This window comes from Bacteroides sp. AM41-16, assembly GCF_003603495.1.
Taxonomy (GTDB): Bacteria; Bacteroidota; Bacteroidia; order Bacteroidales; family Bacteroidaceae; genus Bacteroides; species Bacteroides uniformis.
The window spans coordinates 133109-151202 of the sequence record NZ_QTNE01000013.1; the positions used below are offsets into that span (position 1 = coordinate 133109).

13 protein-coding genes are annotated in these 18094 nt (G+C 41.9%); 8 read left to right on the plus strand and 5 right to left on the minus strand.

Going from position 1 to position 18094, the window contains the following annotated elements; genetic code table 11:
- Positions 1–117: 117 nt before the first annotated feature.
- On the minus strand, positions 118–1071 hold the full coding sequence (locus tag DW896_RS12805) for a site-specific integrase (RefSeq protein ID WP_117967188.1): 954 nt from the start codon (positions 1069–1071) through the stop codon (positions 118–120).
- 475 nt (positions 1072–1546) lie between these two features.
- Here DW896_RS12805 and DW896_RS21490 point away from each other — a divergent pair, with 475 nt between their 5' ends.
- Complete coding sequence (locus DW896_RS21490) at positions 1547–1699, plus strand: hypothetical protein (RefSeq protein ID WP_005825762.1); 153 nt, start codon at positions 1547–1549, stop codon at positions 1697–1699.
- 153 nt (positions 1700–1852) lie between these two features.
- Here DW896_RS21490 and DW896_RS12810 read toward each other — a convergent pair whose 3' ends face one another.
- From DW896_RS12810 to DW896_RS12820, 3 genes are all read right to left on the minus strand, one after another.
- Positions 1853–2194 (minus strand): hypothetical protein, encoded by a 342-nt coding sequence (locus tag DW896_RS12810; protein ID WP_008661937.1) that lies wholly within the window; start codon positions 2192–2194, stop codon positions 1853–1855.
- Positions 2195–2275: 81 nt separating this feature from the next.
- Positions 2276–5443 carry a hypothetical protein gene (locus DW896_RS12815; protein ID WP_005825757.1) on the minus strand — a complete coding sequence of 1056 codons (3168 nt, stop codon included), beginning with the start codon at positions 5441–5443 and terminating at the stop codon, positions 2276–2278.
- Positions 5444–5886: 443 nt separating this feature from the next.
- Entirely contained in the window at positions 5887–6834 is a 948-nt protein-coding gene (locus DW896_RS12820) for a site-specific integrase (RefSeq protein ID WP_119993333.1), read from the minus strand.
- Positions 6835–7189: 355 nt separating this feature from the next.
- Here DW896_RS12820 and DW896_RS12825 point away from each other — a divergent pair, with 355 nt between their 5' ends.
- From DW896_RS12825 to DW896_RS12845, 5 genes are all read left to right on the plus strand, one after another.
- A complete protein-coding gene (locus DW896_RS12825; RefSeq protein ID WP_034525381.1) occupies positions 7190–10321 on the plus strand; it encodes a PspA/IM30 family protein in 3132 nt (1043 codons plus the stop codon).
- A 77-nt stretch (positions 10322–10398) separates the two neighbouring features.
- The gene (locus DW896_RS12830; RefSeq protein ID WP_022401132.1) at positions 10399–10746 is read left to right on the plus strand and encodes a hypothetical protein; all 348 of its coding nucleotides are present in this window, start codon (positions 10399–10401) and stop codon (positions 10744–10746) included.
- A 457-nt stretch (positions 10747–11203) separates the two neighbouring features.
- A complete protein-coding gene (locus DW896_RS12835) occupies positions 11204–11428 on the plus strand; it encodes a helix-turn-helix transcriptional regulator (RefSeq protein WP_005824474.1) in 225 nt (74 codons plus the stop codon).
- On the plus strand, positions 11428–11754 hold the full coding sequence (locus DW896_RS12840; RefSeq protein ID WP_022401131.1) for a HipA N-terminal domain-containing protein: 327 nt from the start codon (positions 11428–11430) through the stop codon (positions 11752–11754). Before DW896_RS12835 ends, DW896_RS12840 begins: the two co-directional genes overlap by 1 nt.
- A gap of 2 nt (positions 11755–11756) precedes the next feature.
- Complete coding sequence (locus tag DW896_RS12845) at positions 11757–12698, plus strand: HipA domain-containing protein (RefSeq protein ID WP_005824466.1); 942 nt, start codon at positions 11757–11759, stop codon at positions 12696–12698.
- A gap of 28 nt (positions 12699–12726) precedes the next feature.
- On the opposite strand, the gene DW896_RS12850 is transcribed toward DW896_RS12845, so the two are convergent.
- Positions 12727–13833 (minus strand): ATP-binding protein, encoded by a 1107-nt coding sequence (locus tag DW896_RS12850; protein ID WP_008661903.1) that lies wholly within the window; start codon positions 13831–13833, stop codon positions 12727–12729.
- A gap of 161 nt (positions 13834–13994) precedes the next feature.
- Here DW896_RS12850 and DW896_RS12855 point away from each other — a divergent pair, with 161 nt between their 5' ends.
- Together DW896_RS12855 and DW896_RS12865 are read left to right on the plus strand one after the other, a co-directional pair.
- Positions 13995–14948, plus strand: coding sequence for a site-specific integrase (locus tag DW896_RS12855; protein WP_005824461.1), 954 nt, complete (start codon positions 13995–13997; stop codon positions 14946–14948).
- A 301-nt stretch (positions 14949–15249) separates the two neighbouring features.
- The gene (locus DW896_RS12865) at positions 15250–17949 is read left to right on the plus strand and encodes a hypothetical protein (protein WP_165860119.1); all 2700 of its coding nucleotides are present in this window, start codon (positions 15250–15252) and stop codon (positions 17947–17949) included.
- The last annotated feature ends 145 nt before the right edge of the window (positions 17950–18094 follow it).

An 18094-nucleotide genomic window follows, 5' to 3' on the forward strand; every position in this document is an offset into this window, starting at 1 on the left:
ATAGAACCGATGTGAGCTCCGTAAAGACAACACCATTCCGTTCCTCAAAACTCTGTTTGAAGATTCCGGAAAATGTGCGACAAATCTATTCTATCCTATCAAAAGCAGTAACGTCTTTTACACCATACACGCTCCACTTCTTACAAAAGAAATTACCCTCTGATTTGCCTCGTCAATCTTTCTGTTGCTGAAAGGCTTCAGATAGGTTTCCGTCACCGTGATGGAGGAGTGCCCCATGGCTTCCGATATGATTCCGGGGTGTATCTCGCAATGGTAAGCCATTGTGGCCCAGGTATGTCTGGCCGCATAGGTGCTGAGTGCCGACTGCATTCCCAGACACTGTCTGAGTACTGCCAAACGCTGGTTGAATGCCCTGAGTGCCGACTGGTATTCCCGGTATGCGGCTTCCGTACCTTCCTCGCTCTGCAGGATGGGAAACAGATAGGGGGAGTCGGGGTTCCTGTCCGCCACCATCCTGACCATCTGCATGGCTTCGGGTGTGAGTGACACGGTCAGTGCCCGTCCCGTCTTCCGCCTTCTGTAAGACAGTACATTCCCCTGCAGGTCCCTTTTGTGCAGGTACGCCAGGTCCACAAAGGGTATGCCCCTGAGCATGAACATGAGTACGAAGAAAATCCTTGTTCTCTGCTGTGCGTTTGGGAGCGTCCCTCCTTGCAGGCTCCTTTCCGTCTCCCTTACCAGGCTGCTGATGTCGGATGCCTTGAGCGCCTTCTTCTTGTCTGCCCGTGTGCCGGTATACACATGCTCGAACAGTCTGGGTACATACCGTATGTACTTTCTGTCCACCGCCCGATGATACACCGAGCGTACCGTCTTGATGTAGGTGGACACGGTGTTCCAACTGCAGTTCCTCTGCCTGAGGTAGTTTTCGAACCTCTTCAGTACGGTTGGGCTCAGCTTGCGCATGGGCATTGGTTGCCATTTGGTGAATGCCGAGAATGCATTCATCGCTGATTGGTAGATGTGTGCTGTCCCCCATCTGCCGCCTTCCCGGAGTTCCCCGATGACTGAGGAGAACATTTCTTGTAAGGTAATTTCATTTCTGCTCATTTCCAATTTATTTATAAAGAGTTTATCTTACAAGTATATACAATAAAATGAAGAAAAACAGAAGCTTATAATGTATTTTTCATTTTAGCCAGTCTTTCAGAATGCCCCCAAATATATTTCTTATATTTGCGAAAAAAGTCGCATTGAAAAAAAATCGCAATATGAATAATCCATTTAAATTCAGTACCATTGTAGACGGTGAATACTTTACGGATAGAGTAGCGGAATAGGGAAGAGTAAGAGAGATACTTGCAAGTGAAAATCGCCTGATATTTATTAGTCCACGACGTTTCGGCAAGACCAAAGTAACGAAAGGATTGTCACGTCCCGTTTTTCAGTTGAACCTGCAGTTGGTAACAGGCACTGCCGACTTTGCCGCACGATTATTGTGGATTATGCTTCAGCAATATCCTATGGAACGCCTGGAGTATCTCATCACTCACTTTCATTTTATTCCCACCATTTCAACCAATCCATGACAGATGGCATAGAAGTTTCATTTCAGCCGCCAATGGATGAAACAGACAAGAAGGTATTGATAGGCTTAGCTGTAGAGATGAGGGTTCCAGTCTTCCTTTTCTACAAGGTGTCGGCATTGATTCTCCAAGTACTGCCTTTGGCAGTTTAAAGCTGCTTGGGCAACAAGATATGTGATACGCAACGAAGAGTATGAACTGGATGCTCCTTTCTTTCTTGTCGATATATACAAAGATGGCTATTTCCGTTTTCCTAAGAAGGAAAATGGAAATAGCCGTTTCTAGTATGGAATATCTAGCTTATATCATTTTGGGTAATTGATTCTTCTGCCCAATACGTCATTGCGCATTTCCCGTTCACTACGATAGAGCTTCCCGTCTTTCAGGAAATAGTAAGCAGGATATCCGGCAAACTCAATTGTAGCATATTCCAAATTATCTGCACTTTTACAGACTTGCCAAGTACCTTCATAAGTCAGCGAGTCGTTAAACTGGATAAGTGTGGTTGAATCCGCTTTAAGTTCAAAGCGTACTCCTTCTTCCGTAAAAAAAGTGCCGCCAAAGGGATGGCTACTGCTTTTTCCGGTACAGGCTACTAACACACAGATACCCATCAAGAGCATTGAAGAATAAATAAATCTTTTCATCTTCATCTGTTTTTATTTAATCAATAAAGGGTATCCCATTAAGGAATACCCTTTAATATATCAGTATCTAACGATCTTTACTTATCGTGTACCAGGAGTTCCAGAGTTAGGAGCTACAGTAATCTCATAAACATTGATGAGAGTTTTCCACTTATAACCGTATTCAACCGGGATAAACAGCTTATAAGCTTTGTTAACCGGAGTACCGCTATAGTTGTAATAAGTCAAGACTTTTTCTTTGTCACCGTCACCATCGATATCTTTTTCTTCATATCTGATTTCAATGTTTGCAGGCAACTTACCATTTGTATAACCTTCTTCTGGTTCCAAGTTACCGTCAGTCAGTTTCAAGTTAGTCTTGATCTTAGTAACATCCAGAATATTGTCAGAACCAGCCTTCAACGGCCAAACAGCTTCTCTTACTTGATAGAAGTCATACAATGCTTTTGGCAGACCAGTTGTGTTTTCCACAATCTGCTTGTTGTCATTCCAAGAGTAGTAAGTGAATGCACCAGTTACATCAATTGAGCTACCTTCGTTCTTGGCGTCAACGAAGTTGTCGATTTCGCCCTTCTTAACTTGCAACGGCTCAATAATATTTGCTTCGTATTGCTTAACAATGCCTACATTCTTTGCATTATTGCAGAGATCAGCAACCAAGTTGATGGGAACCATCTTACCAACCAATGCCTTAGCAGCTTCTGTCGGTTGATTAGTGAAATCTGTAACAGCATGATCAGGAACAGCTTCTTGCAACTTGATGTTGTACGTCAGCTCGTCTGCGTTCAAAAGGTTAGCCTTGTGATTTACGATTGTTGCTGCTAATTCTCCCTTAATCCACAATTCTGTATCATTGTTTCTCAACTCAGCCTTCACTTCAGTACCATCGTTCCAAATATAAGTATAGTTGGCGATTCTTGCCTTATCGAATACGAATCTTACGCCTTCTTCTGCATAGTAAATGCCGTTAGCATTTTCAGGCATAGTGTGGTCAGGTTGCATCGGACCAAAAGCAGGATAATAGAACTTCGTATTAGCTACATTCTTATCTGTATAATAGATAGCGCCAGCAGCACCTTCAGTAGGTTTCACACCTCTGTCATCCAAGAAACCGTTCAACAAGTCAGTATAGATGTTACATGTCGGGTTAGTACCGTCAACAACATTCCATGCCGGATTAGATTCTTTGGTTCCATAAACGATCGGGTTGATGTTGAATATCTTATATTCCTTTTCACCTTTCCAGTATGTACCCATGTGGCCCCATACATTTAAAGCAGGCATATAGACAGTTCTTGTCATCACAACGGTAATATCAGCATTGATACCCTTAGGATCTTTGTAGATAACAGTCTTCGTGAACGTCTTCTCTTGCTGACCAGGCCAGAACACACCAAGATCTTCTTCGTTTAATGTCCACAAAATATTGTGAGACTCAACGCCTTCTTCCGGATCTTTCAAATCTTCAGCTGTACCAGCTCCCTCACCTACAATGAATTCAGTATAGATAGCATGGAATTCGTTCTTTGTCATACCACCTTCTTTAGCCTTGTCGTAAATCATGGTATTCATCATTTCTGTATCGACAAGGTTCTTAACTTTACAAGAGAACAATACCGGGTTGAACGGAACTGCCAGTTCTTTTCCTTCCATTGTCCATTTAACCTTCAAGTAACGTTGAGCAACCAATGCATTGCCATTTACAGAGTCGATCAATTCTACGCAAACAATAGGCTCACGACCTACGGCTGTTGCAGATCCAGAGATGTCATATACTTTAGCAGACATTTTACCATTCATCGGAGAATCGATTTCTGCAAATTTTTGTTGGTCAGTCTTGTTGTCATTGTCGTTTTCAGGAATATAAGCGGCTTCTGCCAGACGGAAACGGAATGTCAGACCATAGTCCTTGTAGTCTACCAAATCCTCATGTGCGGCATGATCATTGGCTTTGTCACTAACACAAACTTTTACCAATTTCTTTAAATCAAGAGGTTGGTCATAAGCTTGGTAATAGTCAACTAAAGCATTTGCATTTGATTCATACAGACATACTGAGTCATGATAGTGAACATAGAAATCACCGTTTCCATCATTCTGTATTTCGTCTGCGAATTCACCTGTTATGGTTTCTCCAAAATCAGTTCTGCTGTTAGCCAAATACGGCAATTTGATAAGCTCTTCAATACGAGCATATTCAGAGTTTACATAAACGCCATCAATAGTACCAGCTTCAACATCCTTAGCTTCGTCTTCTGTATAGTTTTCTGCAGAAATAGGAGCTTTCAAAGAAGCCATATAGAATTTCTCCTTATTGCCTTCCTTAGTGGTAGAGAGCTGTTGACCTAAGAAATCAGAATGTTTTTTGAATGTAACTTCCAGTACACCTTCCTTGTCAATATTGTGACCTGTAACTTCGATCGGGCTATTGTTTGTAATTGTTGTACCGTCAGCATTCTTTGTCATTATATTTTCAGACTTGATGCAGTCAAATGACGGAGTCAGGATATCTTGAGTACGAACACCTACACTCGGGCTTACATGGAAATAAGCCTTATTCTTCTCAGTAGCGATGTAACGGGCTGTACCGGCATCTTTGTGGTCTAACACAGGACGGTTAGTGTGGCCCGAAGGATCAGACGTATGTGTAGGCATTGCCTCATACTTCTGAGGAGTATACTGCAAAGTGGTAAAAGTCATAGCAGCAATACCGTTGATATGCTGAGTCGGGATCAGAGCTAGACTAGTCAGACGGTGTCCAATCAATTTAACCACCTCAGCGGTCAGGGCATCAACCTTTGCAGCCAAAGCTTGTAATTTTTCGTCTGTAACGAAGCCTCCTTCAAGCTCTTTCTTTAAATCTGCAATTTTCTTGTCCACAGTCTCCAATGAGGCCATTTTGTCAATTTGCTTCTGCAAGTCTGCCTGCGCTTTCTCCAGAGCGGCTTTTAAGGCTGCAATTTCTTCAGAAGAAGATCCACCTTGTCCTGCTTTGTCCAATGCTTCTTTAGCTTTGTCCAGTGCTTCTTGTGCTGCTGTTTTAGCATTAGAAGCTTCAGTTTTGGCTTCAGCGATAGAAGTCTCCAAAGCACTTACTTTAGAGTTCAATTCATCAAGTGAAGCTTTCTTGTCCAGTTGTCCCTGCAAGTCCTTGATGTCATCATCATAGTCCTTACAAGACGTGAACGTTCCTGCAGTACCAGCCATTAAGGCACTGAACAGGATCACACTTAGAAACTTTTTGTTCATAATTGAAAACTTTAAATTTATAAATTTAAAAAAATAAAAAGTGAATAATCTCGCATATTTGGTATTACTTTCTCTTATTTTTTTGTTAAAATTTTCCGTTACTTCGCAGGTAACGGGAATCTATATTTAATCAATTATATAAAAAGATGTTTAATACAGTTTCGATACATCTATAATTGTTTATAATATTTTAAATGAATAAAGATAAGGAGGGGCTTATAGGTGGAATTCTTATAATAGGACTAAGAAATAAGATTGAGGTGAAAGAGACTCAAAAGGTTTGCAAGACAGGGGAAAATATAAAGTCTTATTTTGTAGTACTTTGATATAAGAAAAGGTGGCTGAGAAACAAACAAGGCGATCCTTCCCTTCAAGAGAAGTCTCTTGCGGGAGGAATAAATAAGTACATATTTAGACTATTCTATCAATAAAAAGCAAAAAAACTATGCCGAAATTCCATTGCTTTTCACAAAAGAAATTACCTTCTCATTTGCCTCATCAATCTTCTTGTCGTTGAAGGGTTTGAGATAGGTTTCAGTAACATTTATCGATGAGTGTCCCATCGCTTCAGAAATAATTCCAGGGTGAATCTCGCAATAATATGCCATTGTAGCCCATGTGTGTCTTGCCGAATACGAGCTAAGATGTGAACTCATGTTTAAATGTGTTTTTAAAGTTGATAACTGATAGTTAAAACGTCTCAGAGCTGATTGATACTCTTTATAAGCCGCTTCGGTACCCTCCTTGCTATGTAATATTGGAAATAAATAAGGTGAGTTTTCGTCCTTATTGGACACCATGCGTACCAACTGCAAGGCTTCAGGGGACAGAAGTACCCGCAAGGTGTGACCAGTTTTTCTTCTACGATAGGATAATACATTCCCTTGCAGGTCTTTCTTGTGCAAGAAAGCTAAATCGACAAATGGGAGACCACGCATCATAAACATAAAAACAAATAGCATTTTGGCCTTTTGAAGGCTTGAGGAAGGAATCCTTTTGGACAAATCCATTTCTGTCCCGCGAACTAAAGTTCCTATATCCGAAGCTTCCAAAGCTCTTTTCTTGTCTGCTTTAGTTCCTGTATACACATGTTCAAATAATCTAGGAGTATAACGGACACATCGTAAATCTACAGCTCGATTGTAAGCCGAGCGAATGACTTTCATATAGGTGGAAACGGTATTCCAACTACAATCCCGTTGACGCAGGTACATTTCAAAACGTTTTAAAACCACTGAATTCAGTTTGCGCAGATGCAAATTCTGATAGTTGTTGAATACGGAAAACACATTCAATGTGGATTGGTAAATATGGGCTGTTCCCCATCTTCCATTTTTCCGAAGCTCTCCAATAATAGTTGACAGCATTTCTTGTAAGGTAATCTCTTTCATCTTCAATTTTAATTATACATTTCTTATTTATAATATGTATAAGGGTAACTCCTCTGTAATACAGAACACACGTACAAATACGCTAATAGCTGGGGCAACAACAATTCCATTAACAAAAAAGTGCGCTTAAATGCAGATTTTTCGATTAATTATAAAAAAACAGCATTATTATTTGCTCATTTATAGAAAAACGATTATGTTTGCACGGAAAATTCCTCCGTTACCTGCGAAGTAACGGAATTTTTTAACAAAAGCATTGTGGGAAAAGGAATGCCGGAAATGAGAAATTATTCACTTTTTATTTTTTAAATTTATAAATTTAAAGTTTTTCAATTATGAACAAAAGTTTCTAAGTGTGACCCTGTTCAGTGCCTTGATGATAGGTGCGACAGGAACGTTCACGTCTTGTAAGGACTATGATGACGACATCAAGAACTTGCAGGAACAACTGGGCAAGAAAGCTTCACTTGAAGAGCTGGCTGCAAAAGTTTCGACTTTGGAGACAGCTGTCAACGATGCTAAAACAGCTGCCAACGAAGCTAAGGACAAGGCTCAGGAAGCTTTGGACAAGGCCGGTTCGGCAGAAGGTGGTGTTTCTGATGACGACTTGAAAGCTCTGAAGAAAGAACTGCAAGACCAAATCGACAAGTTGGCTTCTTTGGACATCGTAAACCAAAAGATTGCGGCTCTGAAAGAAGAATTGAAAGGCGACTTCGTTACAGACGAGAAGCTGAAGGACTTGGCTGCTGAAATTGACAAGGTAAGTGCTGAGGTGATGTCCCTGATTGGTCATCGTCTGACCAGCCTGGCCGTAATCCCTACCAGCCACATCAACGGTATTGCCGCCATCACGCTGACTACCCTGCAATATACCCCGCAGAAGTATCAGGCTATGGCTAAGCATACAACTCAAGACCACACTACGACTCCGGTTTTGGACCACGTAAATGCTGCTGCTACAGCTAACTTTATTTCTACAGATTACAACGAGGCTTATTTCCATGTAAGCCCCAGCGTAGGTGTCCGTACTTCAGATATTGAATTGCCCTCATTTGATTGCATCACATCTGAAAATATTATGACCAAGGCTACCGGTGCTGATATTAAGACTAACAGCCCGATTCAACCGGTTAAGTACGACATCAATAAGGACGTGCTGACAGTAAAATTCAAAAAGACAGTCAAGGGTTCTATCGCTGCAACGACTGCCGGCGACAAGGAAAAGTTCTACATGGCATCTTTGAAAGCTCCTATCGCTGCTGAAAACTATACAGCTGCTGAAAAGAAAGCTTTTGACGAACAAGGTACTAAGGTGTATGTGAACTCTGAATATGTACGTCTGCACGAAGAGGTTAAGGTTCCGTATCTGGTTAATAGCAAAACTGACTTTAGCAAAACTATGACCGGTAAGTTTGCCGATGAAATCCAGAACGACGGCAAAGAAGACTTCTATGTACACTATCATGACTCTGTATGCGTATACGAATCTAAAGCCAACGAATATGTAGACTTTAAGCAACCTTATAACGAGCCGCTTGATTTGAAGAAATTGGTGAAGGTTTGTGTTACAGACGCTAAAGATGCTAAAACTAACCACGCTAACCATGCAAATCTGGCAAACTACAAGGATTATGGTCTGACATTCCGTTTCTACATCCCTACTGCTCCTTATAACACATTGGGTGGCGTAGATGGTAACACCAACAAGACAGACCAGCAGAAATTTGCCAAGCTGGATTCTCACGAAAACGGTATCATGTCTTCCAAGGTTTACACTGTCGAAGGTACTTCTGCAACAGCTGTAGGTCGTGAGCCTATCGTTCGCGTGGAACTGGTGGATACAGTAAACAATGCTTTGGTTGCCATGCGTTACCTGAAAGTGAAATGGGTGAAAGAAGCTGGCGAGAGAGAGTTGTCTCATGCTTTTGCTGATTCTATCTATTACTGCAGCAACTACACCGGTCGCATCGGTACTCAGGAAATGAATGAGGACATCTACGACAAGGCTAAAGAAGGTGGTATGACCAAGCAGGAATTCCACGCCGTTTATACTCAATTTGATGGTACAAAGGGTGCCGGCGAAGGTACGGCTTCTGTGATTGCCAACTCTGAAGCTGGTGTAGAATCTTACAACATCATCTGGACACTGACTCATGCAGACATCGTTAAGAAGTATCCGAACTGGAACAACCAGGAAAAGATGAGCTTCAGCAAGGTTTGCTACTACTCCGATCCTACAGGTGCATATCCTACATTGAAGATTACTTTGACACGTACTATCTACAAGCCGGTATTCAACCTCTGGGGTTACGATGGCCGCTACTGGAAGAACGACAATGAATGGTCCACATTCAATGTAAACCCGATTGTTTACAATACCGAGGAATCCAATCCGGCATGGTCTAACAATACAGAGAATAACCCGACATGTAACATCTACACAGACTTGCTGAACGGTTTCCTGAACGACCTCGGAGTTAAACCGACAACCGGTTTGGGCGGCGCAATCTGGTATGCCGATGCACTGCGTGCCGGTAAGAAGTTCTTCTATTCCGGACTGTATCCTTATGCTGCCAGCGGCCACCAGGGTGTGAAAGGTGGTGCTTATTCAGAGGAAGGTGCCCGCTTCGTGTTCGACAAAGAAAAACTGGAAGCTGCCAATTCTGCTTACAAGTACGAATATTTCAACGGTACAAGCGTTGTTGAAAAGACTGCGACTGTAAGTCCTGACGGAACAATCCTGTACATCGACGGCAAGAAAGCTGCTGAGATTGTGAACTACGCTCCCAACAAGCTGGATGCCAATGAAATCACTTACAACATCAAGTTGGAAGAAGTAAACCCGACTCACGCACCGCGTAGCGGCGACGCTCCGACAGAAGCTGCCAAGGCTCTCGTAGGCAAGTATGTCCCCATCAAGTTGGTTGCCGACGTATGCTACAAAGATGCTTGTGCTGCTGGTTCTCTGCTGGCTGCTGCCCACACTGCAACTATCAAGGAATATGATGCATTTATCATCGAACCGTTGACAGTAACTACAGGTGAAACTGAGAACTTTACTGATGCAACTGTAGGTGGTAGTACAATTGACGTTAAGGGTGCTTTCACTTATGTTTCTTGGAATGCTGACGAATCAGGCAAGAAGTATATTGTAGCCAATACTACCGGCTTGCAGAAAGCTTTGTGGGAATTCTACGAAGTAGTTCCGGGCGAATGGATGACAGACCAAATCAAGTCTAACTTGAAACTGGTTAACGGTAACTTGGTTCCGACTGATGGTGTAACAAACGGTCCTCTGCCTTCTAATACCAAGGTTGTTTACAACCAGGCAGATGAAACTCTGACTTACAACAACTACAGCGGTACTCCGGTTAACTGGGATTACAAATTGTTCATCCCTGTGAAGTTCGGTTACAAGTGGAAGACATTCACTTTGACATTCGAAGTTGATGTTAAGAAGAACTCTGGTACTCCTGCTCAAAGATAATCATCACTGCAGATAACTAATAAAAGAGAGTGTTTCCGGAAAAGAAGCACTCTCTTTTCTATAAAAACAAAAGAACAATGAGACGAACGATTTTGGCTATGTTGACAATAGCTTTCGGTTTTTTATATTCTTGTACCAATACTAACAGTACAGAGTCTACTCATTCTTTCGCCGGTACATTCATAACGGAAAATGGCGTGAGGTTTGAACTCCGTGCAGACTCAACCACCCTCATCACTTTCTCTGATTCAGTGAAGTATGAAGGTACATGGAAGTCTTGCAAGGCCGAAGACCACTTAGAGTATGCCAATATCGAATTTGGAGGTTATCAGGAATACTATTATTTAAAAGATGAAAAGCTTTACCGAAGTGAGCGCGAAATGCGCCACGATGCTTTGGGAACAAAAGTGAAATATCAGGAATAAACTGAAGAGTAAAACATTTGCATAGAAGAGGCTATCTCAAGTGCATTTTGAGACAGCCTCTTGCTTTTTTCAGCAATTCACCATTTAGACAGTTGTACGCAGCAAAAGTGACAAGAATTTATAAGAGTTTGAACAATATAACAAGCTATCTTCTTATGTACTCAGCAGAATCAAGCAAAGCCGGCCTAGAAATATAGTGTGATTCTCATAAGAGATTATATGCTTAGCCCAAAAGCCACTGAAAGAATTATCACAGAGGCCGTTGAAGCAGTGAAGGACTGGCAGGCTTTAAGAGTAAAGCCAGAAATAGGTAGACAGGAAATGGATAGATTCATAAACTTATTCTAGCTAATTTATACCCGAAAAGATATAATCTCTTTCTCCTTTAATCTTTTTATACCCTTATGGGTGTAATAACGAAAATATATTCTATCTTTGTACCCCAAAGGGTATAAAAATGGAATATACGGAACAAACAACATTATCCAAATATGTAAAAGCGATGCGTAAGCAGTACAATCTGACCCAAGTGGAACTTTCGGAAAAGTCAGGAGTAGGCTTGCGCTTTGTCCGTGAATTGGAGCAAGGCAAACAGACGCTGCGGTTGGACAAGGTAAACCAGCTACTGTCTTTGTTCGGCAGCGAAGTTGGCGCAGTACCTATAACTAAAACTGACGAATGATGAAGCAGGCATTGATAAATCTCCGAGGAATAAAAGCCGGTATCCTCACAGAGGATGAGGATGGCTATACCTTCCAGTACGATACGGAATTCCTGCAGTCGGATGTTGCAGAAGCTGTCAGTCTCACATTACCCTTGACAGAGAAAGCCTATCACGACAAAGTGCTGTTTCCTTTTTTCGACGGGCTGATACCCGAAGGATGGCTGCTTGACATTGCGGAAAAGAACTGGAAAATAGATGCACGTGACCGAATGTCACTGTTGCTGGCGTGCTGTAAAGACTGTATCGGTGCAGTGGGTATCGAACCTATAAATGAGGAGGATTAAAAATGGCAAAATGTCTGTATTGCTACAAAGAACTGAATGGAAATGAGAGGGATTTCCACAAGGCTTGCTCAAAAAAGATATTCGGGACACTAGAGGCGCCTATATTGCCTTATACGCACAATAATCTCAACGATTTGGCAAGGCAGGTAATTCGCAGTCAGACCACACTGACCGGAGTGCAGGCCAAATTATCATTGGATATCAACAAAGGAAGTAAAAACGAGCCTGGACGATTTACGATTGTAGGCTTATGGGGGCGCTATATTTTGAAGCCGCAAACCGAACGGTTCGGCAATCTTCCCGAATTAGAGGATCTGACAATGCATCTTGCGGAGATAGCCAAGATACGAGTTGTGCCGCATAGCCTCATCCGCTTTGAGGATGGTGAATTATGCTATATCACCCGGCGCATAGACCGCACGAATGAAGGAGGGAAATTGGCTATGGAAGACATGTGCCAACTTTCTGAAAAACTCACTGAACAAAAATACAAAGGTTCTTATGAACAGATTGCGAAGTTAGTGCTGAGATATTCATCCGCTCCCAAATTGGACCTGGTGAATTTCTGGGAGCAAGTCGTCTTTTCATGGATAACCGGTAATGCCGACATGCATTTGAAGAACTTCTCGCTTTATAGTCCCCAACAAGAGGTATATACGCTCACACCAGCATATGACATGCTGTCTACCGCATTGGTGATGCCTGAAGACACCGAAGAACTTGCACTTACACTAAACGGCAAAAAACGTAAATTAAAGAAGGCTGACTTTGTCACGTCCATACGGGCGTCGGGATTGGACGAAAAAGTAATAGAAAACCTCTTCAAGAAACTCTTGAAAGTAGAAACCAAATGGATGGAGTTCATCAGTCTCTCTTTTCTACCGGAGGAGATGCAAATATCATATAAAGACATGATAAGCATAAAACTCAATATGCTGAAATGATACGAAACCCAACAAGGATTTCCTCTTTCTATCGCCCTTCTCTCTTTACTTCAATCCACCTTCTGAAGAAAGGGTCATCCAGTTCATACCCCTCATTACGTATCACATATCCTTGTTGTCCAAGTCGCTTCAAGCTACTGAAAGCTGTACTTGGAGAATCAATACCGACAGCTTGTAGAAAAGGAAGACTGGACGGAGTCCCCATCTGCATAGTTAAGCCTATCAAGACTTTTTTATCTGTTTTATTGAAAGTGCTCCATAAACGTTCATAATCCATATCGTGTACATGGGTCAACTCCGTAATGGCAGTTTCCACCAAAGTATCACTGTAACCGTTTTGTTTCCAGTTATTCCATGTCTGGTAAGCCAGTTGCTGGGTGTAATAGGGATGACAATTGGTGAACGACAGAATGCTGCGGCCTATCGTTTCAGCATCCATATCCTCACCCAAGAGAAGAAAGCCATTCTTGAGAAACTCATAGAAGTTATCTTGAGGAATCTTACCCAACTTCATCAAATATCCAAAATGATAGAAAGGGGATTTCTTTTTTTCGAAGATTTCCTGCATCATCGATTCCTGGCTACCTAAGAAAATGTAATTGGCATGGTTGTAAGTCTGTAGAATAGACCTCAATTTTTTATCCAGATTCTTGTCCAATGTACGTATTTCTTGGAATTCGTCCAGTACTACAATCGGTTTCTTGTGTGGATTCTTCATTCCCAGTTTATCAATCAGTGTGAATACATCCTCTAACAGAATGAAGCCATCCATTGACGGCTGAAATGAAACTTCTATGCCATCCGTCATGGGATTGGTTGAAATGGTGGGGATAAAACGAAAGTGAGTGATAAGATGTTTCAGACGTTCCATAGGATATTGCTGAAGCATAATCCACAATAATCGTGCGGCAAAGTCGGCAGTGCCTGTTACCAACTGCAGGTTCAACTGAAAAACGGGACGTGACAATCCTTTCGTTACTTTTTGAACGAGGCTGGTCTTGCCGAAACGTCGTGGGCTAATAAGTATCAGGTGATTCTCACTTGCAAGTATCTCTCTTACTTTTTCTTGTTCCGCTACTCTATCCGTAAAGTATTCACCGTCTACAATTGTACCGAATTTAAATGGATTATTCATATTGCGACTTTTTTCAATGCGACTTTTTTCGCAAATATAAGAAATATATTTGAGTTCATTCTGAAAGACTGGCTAAAATGAAGAAATACATTATAAACTTCTGTTTTGCTTCATTTTATTGTATATACTTGTAAGGTAAACCTTTTATAAATAAATTGGAAATGAATAGAAATGAAATTACCTTACAAGAGATGTTCTCCTCAGTCATCGGGGAACTCCGGGAAGGCGGCAGGTGGGGGACGGCACACATCTACCAGTCAGCGGTGAATGCATTCTCGGCATTCACCAAATGGCAACCGATGCCCATGCGCAAACTGAGCCCGACCGTACTGAAGAGGTTCGAAAACTTCCTCAGGCAGAGGAATTGCAGTTGGAACACTGTGTCCACCTACATCAAGACGGTACGCTCGGTGTATCATCGGGCGGTGGACAGAAAGTACATACGGTATGTACCCAGACTGTTTGAGCATGTGTATACCGGCACACGGGCAGACAGGAAGAAGGCGCTCGAAGCATCAGACATCAGCAGCCTGGTAAGGGAGACGGAAAGGAGCCTGCAAGGAGGGACGCTCCCAAACGCACAGCAAAAAACAAGGATTTTCTTCGTACTCATGTTCATGCTCAGGGGCATACCTTTCGTGGATCTGGCATACCTGCACAAAAGGGACCTGCAGGGAAATATACTATCGTACAGACGACGGAAGACGGGACGGGCGCTGACCGTGTCACTCACACCCGAAGCCATGCAGATGGTGAGAATAATAGCAAACAAGGACAAGGACTCTCCTTATTTATTCCCCATATTACAAAGTGAGGAAGGATCGGAAGCCGCATACCGGGAATACCAGTCGGCACTCAGGGCATTCAACCAGCGGCTGGCAGTACTCAGGCAGTGCTTGGGAATGCAGTCGGCACTCAGCACCTATGCAGCCAGACACACCTGGGCTACAATGGCTTACCATTGCGAGATACACCCCGGAATCATATCGGAAGCCATGGGGCACTCCTCCATCACGGTGACGGAAACCTATCTGAAGCCTTTCAGCAACAGAAAGATTGACGAGGCCAACCAGAGGGTAATTTCTTTTGTAAGAAGCGGAGCGTGTACAGTATAAAAAACGTTACTTCTTTTGATAGGATAGAATAGATTTGTTGCGCATTTTCCGGAGTCTTCAAAATGAGTTTTGAGGAACGGAATGGCGTTGTCTTTACGGAGCTCCAATCGGTGCTATCAATATACTGTCATTCAACCTTTTGAACTGAAAAATACACACTTTCATTCTTTGAAAGCCTCATTTCATCACTTTCCCACTGTCACTTTTCTGGACTTTCAATCCTCTTTCCAATATCCTAACGGGCTGATTTTTACTATTTTGAACAAACCCAACCTATTTTATCCTTATTCCTTGATTATTAATGGAATTAACAAGATTTCATTACCTGCGAAGTAACGGAAAAAATCATATAATCAACAGCTATGTGAAAGGGAATGAAAATGAGAGATTATTCACTTTTTTATTTTTTAAATTTATAAATTTAAAGTTTTCAATTATGAACAAGAAGTTTCTAAGTGTAATCCTGTTCAGTGCCTTAATGGTGGGCACTGCAGGAACGTTTACGTCTTGTAAGGACTACGATGATGACATCGAGAATTTGCAAGGACAAATTGACAAGCTTGCGACTAAGGAAGATATGACTTCTCAAATCGCAGCTTTGCAAGCAGCCTTGGATGCCGCAAAAACAGAAGCTGCAGCTGCAAAGACTTCAGCAGAAGAAGCTGTGAAGAAAGCTAATGACGCTGCATCTACTGCAACAGAAGCTGAGAAAGCTGCCGCTCAAGCCGCTCTTGATGCTGCCAATGCAAAAACAGAGGCAATTAAGGCTGCTCAAGATGAAGTAGCCAAAGTAAAGGCACAGTTGGAGTCTACTATCGATTCTAAGTTCGATGCTGCAAAGAAGGAACTTGCGGCAACAATCAATGACTTGACTGAAAAGGTTACGAAACTGACAGGCTTGACTACGGAGATGATTACAAGTCTGGATCTTCAGACAGCAAATCCGAAACTGGAACTGAACTATGCACAGCTTCCTGCTAAGCTGAATCCGAACGCCAGCGTGAAAGATGCAAAATCATACGAATTCGGTAAAGGATTTACTGGCAGCTTCACAATCAATGCCAATGAGATTTACACAACTCCGGCTAGTTTCATGATTTCTGTAGCTCCCGTAAATGCTGTTGTGACAAACGAGATGTTCTCTCTTATCAATAGCAAGGGTGAAGCTCTCAGTGATATTACACTCAGCACAGAAGCATACGACGGCTTGTTGACCAGATCTGTTTCTAACGGTCTCTACGAAGTTAAAGTAGAACTGAACAAAGAGGCTGATCTCGAAGCTTTTGGTAAAAAAGTAGTAAGTGAGGATAAGAGCGTCCTATTTGCACTTGCAGCAACTAAGGATGCAAGAACTGTAACATCAACTTATGATATTACTGCGAAATCAGCACTGAAAACTTATACTAAGGCAGATGAGATTGCAAAGAACTCAACTATTCAATCTACGATAGAAGTTAAAAAGGATTTGACAGCTTATGAAAATCCATCTGCTACTGCGACACCTAATACAGAGAAATGTTACCCTGTAGCAAGTGGTGAAGCATTCCAAATCAATGTTGCTTCAAAAGAAGGAACCAGCCCTATCATGGGTAGCTATGTTGTTGTTGATATTGATAATAAGGCTCTTTCTACAACAGACAAAGCTGCTATCAAAAGCTTGACTATTGCAGGTGTAGAAACTGTTAGCAAAGACAACAAATTCGATATCACAATTAGTGGTGCTTATGCCAAGGGCGTAGTAGTACCTTTGAAGGTGGTTACTATCGACTATACCGGAGTTGAACAATCAGTAATCGTTTGGGTGAAGGCTGGTAATGGTTCTGAAATAGCTAGTGAAGCTAAATACGTAATCACTCCGACTGCATATGTCGATGCTCCGACTACTTACGCTTATGCAGGCCTGGCTAAATTCACAGTTCCTGCCGGTGCTGCCAAGTTCGACTTGAGCATTTATGCTAAGGATGAGATTAATATCACAGAAACTGCTAATGTACTTGATGGTATTGTATTCACATTCTACAAAGCTGACGGTAAGACTGAGGCTACTAAGATTGAAGATATCGCAAACGCTAAATTGACAGCTACAGTTGACCTCCAGACAATGAAGAATGACAAGGTTTACGAAGGTATCGTTAAATTCTTTGATGCTGAAGGTACATTCTTGTCACAAAGTACCATTTCTGTACAGAAAGTATTGCCGACTACATTGCCGGAAGGATTCTCTATCAAGACTAACCAGCTGGATGCTCAAGGCGTTTACAACTGCTACTTGATTCCTAACGATTGGACTGCTAAGAAGGCTATAGAAGGTACAATGGAAATGAAACAAGTATTCAACTTCGGTAAGGGTGAAGCAAAGGATTATCTGATAACATTTGCTGCTGCTATGGTAAACGGTGATAAGACTGTTGACAATGGTGTAACTGGTGCAGAAACTTTGTCTGTAGTTGAAAAGTACATTGACAATAAGACTCAGCATGCTACAACTGCAGTGTACAACTATGGTAAGATTTCTTCTGAGAAGAAAGATGGTGCCTTTGTTAATTACACTATCGACGCTGCTTCTTTCCCGACTGTATTCAATTGCATCTACAACGATACATACACTTGGAGATGGGCTACTAAGGATGACCTTGGTTTGAAAGCTACTGCGACATTACCTTATAGCACAGAACTGACTTATGGTAAAGATGTTACTGTAGAGTATGCTAAGTATATTAAGGGTATCAGCTCTCGTGACAGTGAATATAGTGCACTTTTGAGCGCACCTTATGAAAAGTCATTGGAAATTAAGGAAGCCCACTTGGTATCCAATGCCAACGGTGAAGTGGATGAATACTTCACTGTAAACATCGAGGAAGGTAAAATCACTGGTTTCACCGTAAATTCTAAGGCAACTAACCCGACAGCTGCTGTTCCTTCTACATTGAAGATTACAGTTGTTGACATGTACAAGCACGAACGTGTTATCGAACTTGGCATGACTGTAAACAAACGCTAATCAATGTATTCCTAAATAAGTCCTTTATTATGGAGGACTTATTTAGAGAAACCTTGAAATAACATTAGAATCCCTGGCTTCTTTGAGGCCAGGGATTTTTTGGCAGTATCCATAATTTTGTGTAAATAGAAACGGGATTCAGTTA

Excerpts from the sequence above, each read along its gene's own strand:
- DW896_RS21490 (WP_005825762.1), top strand. The coding sequence starts at position 1,547 with ATGACAGATGGCATAGAAGTTTCATTTCAGCCGCCAATGGATGAAACA.
- DW896_RS12815 (WP_005825757.1), bottom strand. The coding sequence starts at position 5,443 with ATGAACAAAAAGTTTCTAAGTGTGATCCTGTTCAGTGCCTTAATGGCT.
- DW896_RS12855 (WP_005824461.1), top strand. The coding sequence starts at position 13,995 with ATGAATAGAAATGAAATTACCTTACAAGAGATGTTCTCCTCAGTCATC.
- DW896_RS12820 (WP_119993333.1), bottom strand. The coding sequence starts at position 6,834 with ATGAAAGAGATTACCTTACAAGAAATGCTGTCAACTATTATTGGAGAG.
- DW896_RS12805 (WP_117967188.1), bottom strand. The coding sequence starts at position 1,071 with ATGAGCAGAAATGAAATTACCTTACAAGAAATGTTCTCCTCAGTCATC.
- DW896_RS12810 (WP_008661937.1), bottom strand. The coding sequence starts at position 2,194 with ATGAAAAGATTTATTTATTCTTCAATGCTCTTGATGGGTATCTGTGTG.
- DW896_RS12865 (WP_165860119.1), top strand. The coding sequence starts at position 15,250 with ATGGAATTAACAAGATTTCATTACCTGCGAAGTAACGGAAAAAATCAT.
- DW896_RS12840 (WP_022401131.1), top strand. The coding sequence starts at position 11,428 with ATGAAGCAGGCATTGATAAATCTCCGAGGAATAAAAGCCGGTATCCTC.
- DW896_RS12850 (WP_008661903.1), bottom strand. The coding sequence starts at position 13,833 with ATGAATAATCCATTTAAATTCGGTACAATTGTAGACGGTGAATACTTT.
- DW896_RS12830 (WP_022401132.1), top strand. The coding sequence starts at position 10,399 with ATGAGACGAACGATTTTGGCTATGTTGACAATAGCTTTCGGTTTTTTA.
- DW896_RS12845 (WP_005824466.1), top strand. The coding sequence starts at position 11,757 with ATGGCAAAATGTCTGTATTGCTACAAAGAACTGAATGGAAATGAGAGG.
- DW896_RS12835 (WP_005824474.1), top strand. The coding sequence starts at position 11,204 with ATGGAATATACGGAACAAACAACATTATCCAAATATGTAAAAGCGATG.